The 6,165-nt window shown below is 70.3% G+C and carries 7 protein-coding genes; 3 read left to right on the plus strand and 4 right to left on the minus strand.

What is annotated here, in order from left to right:
- Positions 1-37 precede the first annotated feature (37 nt).
- Complete coding sequence (locus tag C4V41_RS45030) at positions 38-1,258, plus strand: cytochrome P450 (protein ID WP_235030775.1); 1,221 nt, start codon at positions 38-40, stop codon at positions 1,256-1,258.
- Between the two features lie 12 nt (positions 1,259-1,270).
- Here the strand turns inward: C4V41_RS45030 and C4V41_RS45035 are convergent, their stop codons facing one another.
- Positions 1,271-1,723: a winged helix-turn-helix transcriptional regulator gene (locus C4V41_RS45035; RefSeq protein WP_103962173.1), complete on the minus strand. Its 453-nt coding sequence runs from the start codon at positions 1,721-1,723 to the stop codon at positions 1,271-1,273.
- 87 nt (positions 1,724-1,810) lie between these two features.
- On the opposite strand from C4V41_RS45035, the gene C4V41_RS45040 reads away from it, so the two are divergent.
- On the plus strand, positions 1,811-2,194 hold the full coding sequence (locus tag C4V41_RS45040) for a TIGR03618 family F420-dependent PPOX class oxidoreductase (RefSeq protein ID WP_103962174.1): 384 nt from the start codon (positions 1,811-1,813) through the stop codon (positions 2,192-2,194).
- An 83-nt stretch (positions 2,195-2,277) separates the two neighbouring features.
- Positions 2,278-3,270: a BtrH N-terminal domain-containing protein gene (locus C4V41_RS45045; RefSeq protein WP_103962175.1), complete on the plus strand. Its 993-nt coding sequence runs from the start codon at positions 2,278-2,280 to the stop codon at positions 3,268-3,270.
- 3 nt (positions 3,271-3,273) lie between these two features.
- Here the strand turns inward: C4V41_RS45045 and C4V41_RS45050 are convergent, their stop codons facing one another.
- From C4V41_RS45050 to C4V41_RS45060, 3 genes are all read right to left on the minus strand, one after another.
- A complete protein-coding gene (locus C4V41_RS45050; protein ID WP_103962176.1) occupies positions 3,274-3,798 on the minus strand; it encodes a histidine phosphatase family protein in 525 nt (174 codons plus the stop codon).
- A gap of 16 nt (positions 3,799-3,814) precedes the next feature.
- The gene (locus C4V41_RS45055) at positions 3,815-4,582 is read right to left on the minus strand and encodes a hypothetical protein (protein WP_146104026.1); all 768 of its coding nucleotides are present in this window, start codon (positions 4,580-4,582) and stop codon (positions 3,815-3,817) included.
- A gap of 134 nt (positions 4,583-4,716) precedes the next feature.
- The coding region (locus C4V41_RS45060; RefSeq protein ID WP_146104027.1) for a tetratricopeptide repeat protein at positions 4,717-6,165 on the minus strand (1,449 nt) is incomplete at its 5' end.

A 6,165-nucleotide genomic window follows, 5' to 3' on the forward strand; every position in this document is an offset into this window, starting at 1 on the left:
TCGTTAGATACGGCTACGTACCTTAAGGGAAGCGTTGATGAGCGACGAAGCACCGAGCACCACGGCGATGCGGCAGGTCCTGCCGCTGGACATGGTGGAGCGGGGCAGTGACCCGTTCGATCCCCCGCCGGGCCTGCGGGGAGAGGGCGCGGTCCGGCCGCTGGAGCTGCTGAACGGCGCGCGGGCGTGGCTGGTGACGGGGTTCGAGGAGGCTCGTACGGTCCTGTCGGACGCACGTTACAGCGCCGACAAGATGCGCCATCGCGACGCGACGTCGACGCGCCCGCACAGGCCGGTGGCGGAGCGGGAGGACGGGATCTTCGTCTTCATGGACCCGCCGGAGCACACCAGGTTGCGGCGGTCACTGACGGGCCAGTTCACGGTGCGGCGGATGCGGGAGCTGGAGTCACGGGTGCGGGAGATCGCGGTCGAGCACATCGAGGCGATGAAGGCGGCGGGCACGCGCGCCGATCTGGTGCCGGCGTTCGCGCTGCCGCTGCCGTCGCTGGTCATCTGTGAGCTGCTGGGCGTGGACTACGCCGACCGTACGGAGTTCCAGCAGCGTACGGCGATCGGCCTGAACGCGAACTCGGACCCGCGGGAGCAGGCCGCGGCGCGCGCCGGGCTGCACGCGTTCATGCAACGGCTGGTGGCCGCCAAGCGCTCGAACCCCGCCGACGACCTGCTGTCCGGGCTCGTCCACGACGCCGACCCGCCCCTGACGGACGCGCAGCTCGTCGATGTGGCCCTCCTCCTGCTCACCGCGGGCCACGAGACCACGGCGAACATGCTGGGCCTGGGCACGTTCGCACTGTTGGAGCATCCCGGCCAGCTCGCGGCGCTGCGCGCCGATCCGGGCCTGATCGACAACGCGGTGGAGGAGCTGCTGCGGTTCCTGTCGATCATCCAGCTCGGCGTCAGCCGGGTCACCACGGAACCGGTGACGCTGGGCGGCGTGGACGTCCCGGCCGGCGCGACCGTCGTGATCGCCACGCCGCAGGTCAACCGGGACCCGCGCCAGTGGCCCGATCCCGGCACGCTCGACGTTCGCCGGCCGCGCACTCCGCACCTGGCCTTCGGGCACGGGGTGCACCAGTGCCTGGGTCAGCAGCTGGCCCGGATCGAGCTGCGGATCGGGCTCGGCGAGCTGATCTCGCGTCTGCCGGATCTGCGGCTGGCGGTGCCGGCCGAGCAGGTGCCGGTACGCAACGAGATGCTCATCTTCGGCGTACATTCGCTGCCGGTCGCCTGGTCCTGAGAAAGGCGCCGGTCAGATGGCCGCGCCCGGGCCCGCCAGCGGGTCGATGTCGTTCGCGTGCATCGGCTCGCCGCAGTGGGAGCAGCGCAGATCGACGTGGCCGATCTCGCCGCAGGCGTGATGGCGGTAGAGCACCGGCGGCCCGGCCTCACCCGCGAGCCACCGGTCTCCCCATCGGGTCATGACCATGAGCAGGTCGACCAGCTCGGTGCCCTTGGCCGTCAGGTGGTACTCATAGCGCGGCCGCTGATCGTACGGACGGCGCTCCAGCACGCCCTCATCGACGAGGTGGGTGAGCCGCTCGGTCAGCACCTTGCGCGAGATGCCGAGGTCGGCCTGGATCTGGTCGAATCGGCTCATCCCCACCCACACGTCGCGCAGGATCAGCGGCGACCACGGCTCTCCGATCACATCGAGTGTGCGGGCGATGGAGCAGGCCATATCGCCGAACTTGGTGCGTTGCATGGCACCAGTCTACTCATTGGGGTTCCCTTACGAAACTCAGGCTGCTATGGTCATGGAGTCTCTTAAAGGAACTCAAAGGAGAAGGTCATGCTCAAGCCCGACGTACGCGAAGCCTTCGACGGCACCCCGATCGCCCACCTCGCCACCGTCCTCCCGGATGGTTCGCCCCACAGCGTCCCGCTCTGGGTGGACACCCACGGCGATCACATCGTCTTCCTCACCGGCCCGCGGTCGCGCAAGGCCCGCAACCTGCGTCACGACCCGCGGGTGGCGCTCTCCCTGACGCCCGCCGGCGACCCGTTCCAGCCGATCATGGTCCGCGGCCGGGTCGTCGAGTGGCTCGAAGGCGACGCGGCCTGGGAGATCATCGACCAGATCTCCATGAAGTACATCGGCCGGCCCTACCCCCGGGACGAGGACCGCGTCGTCGCCGTCGTCGAGCCCGAGCGGCAGACCGTCGGGGTCGGCTGACCCGGCATTGGACTCTCCCACTGTGGGAGGGTCCACGATGATGGCGTACAAGACGGCTTCTCATCGTCCAGGAGAAACACGGCATGAGCACGGTGAAAGACCTCGACACCCGCGGCCTGCGGCACTGCGAGACGACGGCCCTGGGCGTGCTGCTCCGGCACCAGGGACTCGACCTGTCCGAGCCCATGCTCTTCGGCCTCGGCTCCGGCCTGTCCTTCATCTACTGGGACGGCAAGAACATGGGCTTCCCCTTCCTCGGCGGACGGGTCAAGCCTTTCGAGCTCACCAGAAACCTGGCCACCAGGCTGGAGCTGGACCTGGTGGTCGAGGAGACCACGTCACCCCGCAGAGCATGGGACAACGTGGCGGCCCCCATCGACGCCGGCCAGCCCGTCGGGCTGCAGCTCGACAGCTACCACCTGGACTATTTCGGGACGAAGGTGCACTTCGGCGGTCATGTCGTCGCCATGTACGGCTATGACGACCACAACGCCTACCTTGTGGACACCGACCAGCAGGGCGGGGCGGTCTCCACCAGCCTCGCGAGCCTCGCCCAGGCCAGGGCCGCGCGCGGCCCGATGACCGCCAGGCACCGCTCCTTCACCCTCACCGTCCCGGGGAAGGCGCCCAGCGTCCAGAGCCGGATCGTCCCCGCGATCACCGCCTGCGCCGCCGCCTTCCTCAACCCGCCCATCGCCAACCTGGGCCACCGGGGCATCGAGAAGGCCGGCAAGCTCGTACGCACCTGGCTCCAGCGCACCGACCACCCGCAACGCGACCTGCCGCAGGCCGCCCTCCTGATGGAGAAGGCCGGCACCGGCGGCGCCCTGTTCCGCAACCTCTACCGCGACTTCCTCGCCGAATGCGCCGAACTGCTCGACAGCGGCCACCTGCGCACCGGCCACGAGCTGTACGCCGAAGCGGCCACCCTCTGGACGGCGGCCGCGGCACTGATCGCCAAAGCCGGCGAATCAGGCGACGAGCGGTGCCTCGCCCAGGCGGGCACCATCCTCGACGACCTGTCACGCGTGGAGCGTGAGGCCATGCGGGCGCTGAACCGCCTCGCGGCCGGATAGAGGTCAGCCGAGATGGCGGGTGTCACCGAGGCTGACGACCGCGCGGTTGTGGGAGAAAGTCGTCCTCGCGCACGTCACGATGATCTTGTGTTCGCACGGGCGGCGCACGACCTCGTCCATGGCCGCGTAGACGCGCCCCGCCACCGCCGCCCTGGTCTCGGCACCCGCCACGCCCTCGTCGTGTTCCAGCCGCTCCCCGGCGGCCGGCGGCGGGATGAACCGCCGGTCCAGCCATTCCTGCGGCCTTCCCCCCGCCTCTCCGTAGGACTTCTCCCGCAGTCGGGGATCCAGGATCGGTGACACGCCGAACAGCTCGGCGACCTTCTCGGCCGTTTGCCGGGTGCGCAGCAGATCCGAGGAGAACAGCTCCACCTCGGCGCCGTCCGGGATCTGGGCCCGCAGCGCCTGGGCGATGGCGGCCGCCGCGCTCAGGCCGGCCGGCGTCAGCCGCGAATCATGCCAGCCGCCGACGACCCTCTCGACGTGGTGCGTCGCCTCCGGATGGGTGACGGCGTAAAGGGTGCGCATGAGTGGGCTCGCCTCGTCAGCTCGGAAGACGGAATTTGCAGATGCCCTCGGCGCACGACAGCTCGGTGGTCGTCGCACGGGGGTCCGGCGCCTTGATCGGCACCTTGCCGCCCCACCGGCTGTAGCGGGTGTCGACGTGGACGGTCTTGCCCACCAGTTCGTCGATGCCGCCGGTGAACGTGAACGTGCTCCGCACCCTGCTGACCAGGCCGCCGGAGGTCAGCGTGACGGTGTAGGAGAGCCTCGTGCCCGGGTCCCAGCCGATGTGGGTCGAGTGCTCCGCCCAGCGGGAGACCCGTTCGAGCTCCTTGAAGGTGATCGCGCCGGTGACGGTGTCACCGCTCCGCTGCCCGTTCTTCAGCAGGGCGGCCAGGGTCGCGGGCTCGGCCGGGTTGACGAGCTGCTCGTCGTGGCCGAGCAACTCGCTGTGCCAGAGATGGAGCTGGTGAGCATTTTTCCACCAGGTCTTGCCCTTCTCCAGATATTTCGTCACGAGGCCGCCGGACCGGTAGGCGGTGCCGCCGATGTCGTGGTTGAAGCCGATGACACGTTCGCGCCCGTACTCACCCCCGGTGGTGGTGACGTCCAGGGCCACGACCTCGCCCTTGGCGTTGAGCTCGAAGACCCCCTTGCGCCGGTGCTCCTCCCGTTCGTCGGCACCCTCTGAAAAGGTGGCCGTCTCGGTGAAGCGCACCCCGTGCCCGGGGACCGCAACGGGGGTCTCCGCCTGCACGGGAGCGGCGCCCGCCAGCAGGGCGCCGCAGGCCACCAGAGTGGTGATCATCCTTCTCATGATGGTGATCATGCCGCGATCAGATCACATCCGGAACTCGATTCAGCCGCGGAGCGGCGATCTCCAGGGGAACATCGCAGAGGCCCGGGGCCGCCGGGCCGGCGAGGTGGACGGCGCGTGCAGGGTCATAGCTGGTTCCTGATGGGTTCCGGCGTGTCCGGGACGGGTTGCGCGAGGTAGGCCGCCACCTCGGCAGGGGTCAGGAGCCGGGCGTCGCACAGCAGGTCGAGCGACTCCCGCCACGAGGCCCACGCCTCCTCCCGCCGTCCCAGGTCGTTGAGGGCGTGGCCGAGCCACCAGCAGGACACGCTGGTGCCGATGGGGAGGCCGAATTCGCGCTGAAGCTTGATGGCGGCGCGGTATTCGTCCACGGCCTCGGCGAGCATGCCGTTGGCCCGGTAGGCGTCGGCGAGGGTGTCGCGGGCGATGCCGAGGTTCCCGATGTCGTCGTTCTCCTCCGTCATGGCCACGACGTGCCGGGCCTCCTCGACGGCCTCGTCGAACCTGCCCTGACGGTAGTAGACGTGCACGCGGTTGTTGCGGACATAGGACTCGTGATGCCTGCGGCCGGTACGCACGACGATGGCGAGCGCGAGCTCCAGCGTGGCCAGGGCGTCGTCGTGGCGGCCCATCATGGCGTGGAGGACCCCGAGGTCGTTGTACATCCCCGCCTTCCGGTCCGGCAGCCCGGCCCGGTCCCAGCAGGCCAGCCCCTCCTCCAGGTGCTCCAGGGACTCCTGGTTGCGTCCGATCTGCCCGTAGGCGCAGCTGATCCCCTGATGCAGCAGCGCCTTGCCACCCCAGTCCTCCACATTTCGCAAGGCCACCTCGCTGACTTCGATGAGCTCGGAGAACCAGCCCCGCCGGTCGAACAGCCACTGGGTGCTGTTCGCAAGCCCGGCCGCCGTCTGGTCGGGGGCGTCACCGGCTGCCTGGCGGATCGCGGCCAGCAGGTTGTCGCGCTCACGCTCCACCCACGCGTTCGCGGCCTCCGGTGTGGTGAACTCCTCGCCGGGCTGCTCGGCCTGAAACCCGCTCAACTCGATTCCGCCGGCATCCACCAGGGTCGCGACGTGCTTCGCCGTGGCCAGGTAGTGGTGCAGCGCGCGGCGGACCGCGCTCGCCCGTTCCTGTTCGGCCGGTCGGTGTTCGCGGGCGTAGAGGCGGACCAGGTCGTGGAACTGGTAGCGGTCCGGGCCGGCGGGTTCGAGCAGCCGGGCGTCCAGCAGGCGTTCCAGCGCGGCCTCCGCGCGAGGTTGCGGCCAGCCGGCCAGCGCGGCGGAGGCGGCGGGGGTGTGCGTGGGCAGCTCCAGCGCGCCGAGCAGGGCCAGCAGGTGGGCCGCGTCGCGGCCGGCCGGCTCCTCGTGGAGGTGCTGGTGGCTGACCGCGATGCCGGCCCGCACGGCCAGGTCGGCGTATTCCAGCAGATCCAGCCGGCGGGTGGCGTCGGCGAGCCGGCCGGCCAGGTCGGAGAGCGCCAGGCCGGGGCGGGCCGCCAGCCGGGCGCCCGCGATCCGCAGCGCCAGCGGGATGCCGCCGCACAGCCGGACGATCCGGGCCGCCGCCTCCGGCTC

The organism is Nonomuraea solani (genome assembly GCF_900108335.1).
Classification (GTDB): domain Bacteria; phylum Actinomycetota; class Actinomycetes; order Streptosporangiales; family Streptosporangiaceae; genus Nonomuraea; species Nonomuraea solani.

Coding starts and splice junctions, on each gene's coding strand:
- C4V41_RS45050 (WP_103962176.1), bottom strand. CDS start 3,798: ATGCGCACCCTTTACGCCGTCACCCATCCGGAGGCGACGCACCACGTC.
- C4V41_RS45040 (WP_103962174.1), top strand. CDS start 1,811: ATGCTCAAGCCCGACGTACGCGAAGCCTTCGACGGCACCCCGATCGCC.
- C4V41_RS45030 (WP_235030775.1), top strand. CDS start 38: ATGAGCGACGAAGCACCGAGCACCACGGCGATGCGGCAGGTCCTGCCG.
- C4V41_RS45045 (WP_103962175.1), top strand. CDS start 2,278: ATGAGCACGGTGAAAGACCTCGACACCCGCGGCCTGCGGCACTGCGAG.
- C4V41_RS45035 (WP_103962173.1), bottom strand. CDS start 1,723: ATGCAACGCACCAAGTTCGGCGATATGGCCTGCTCCATCGCCCGCACA.
- C4V41_RS45055 (WP_146104026.1), bottom strand. CDS start 4,582: ATGATCACCACTCTGGTGGCCTGCGGCGCCCTGCTGGCGGGCGCCGCT.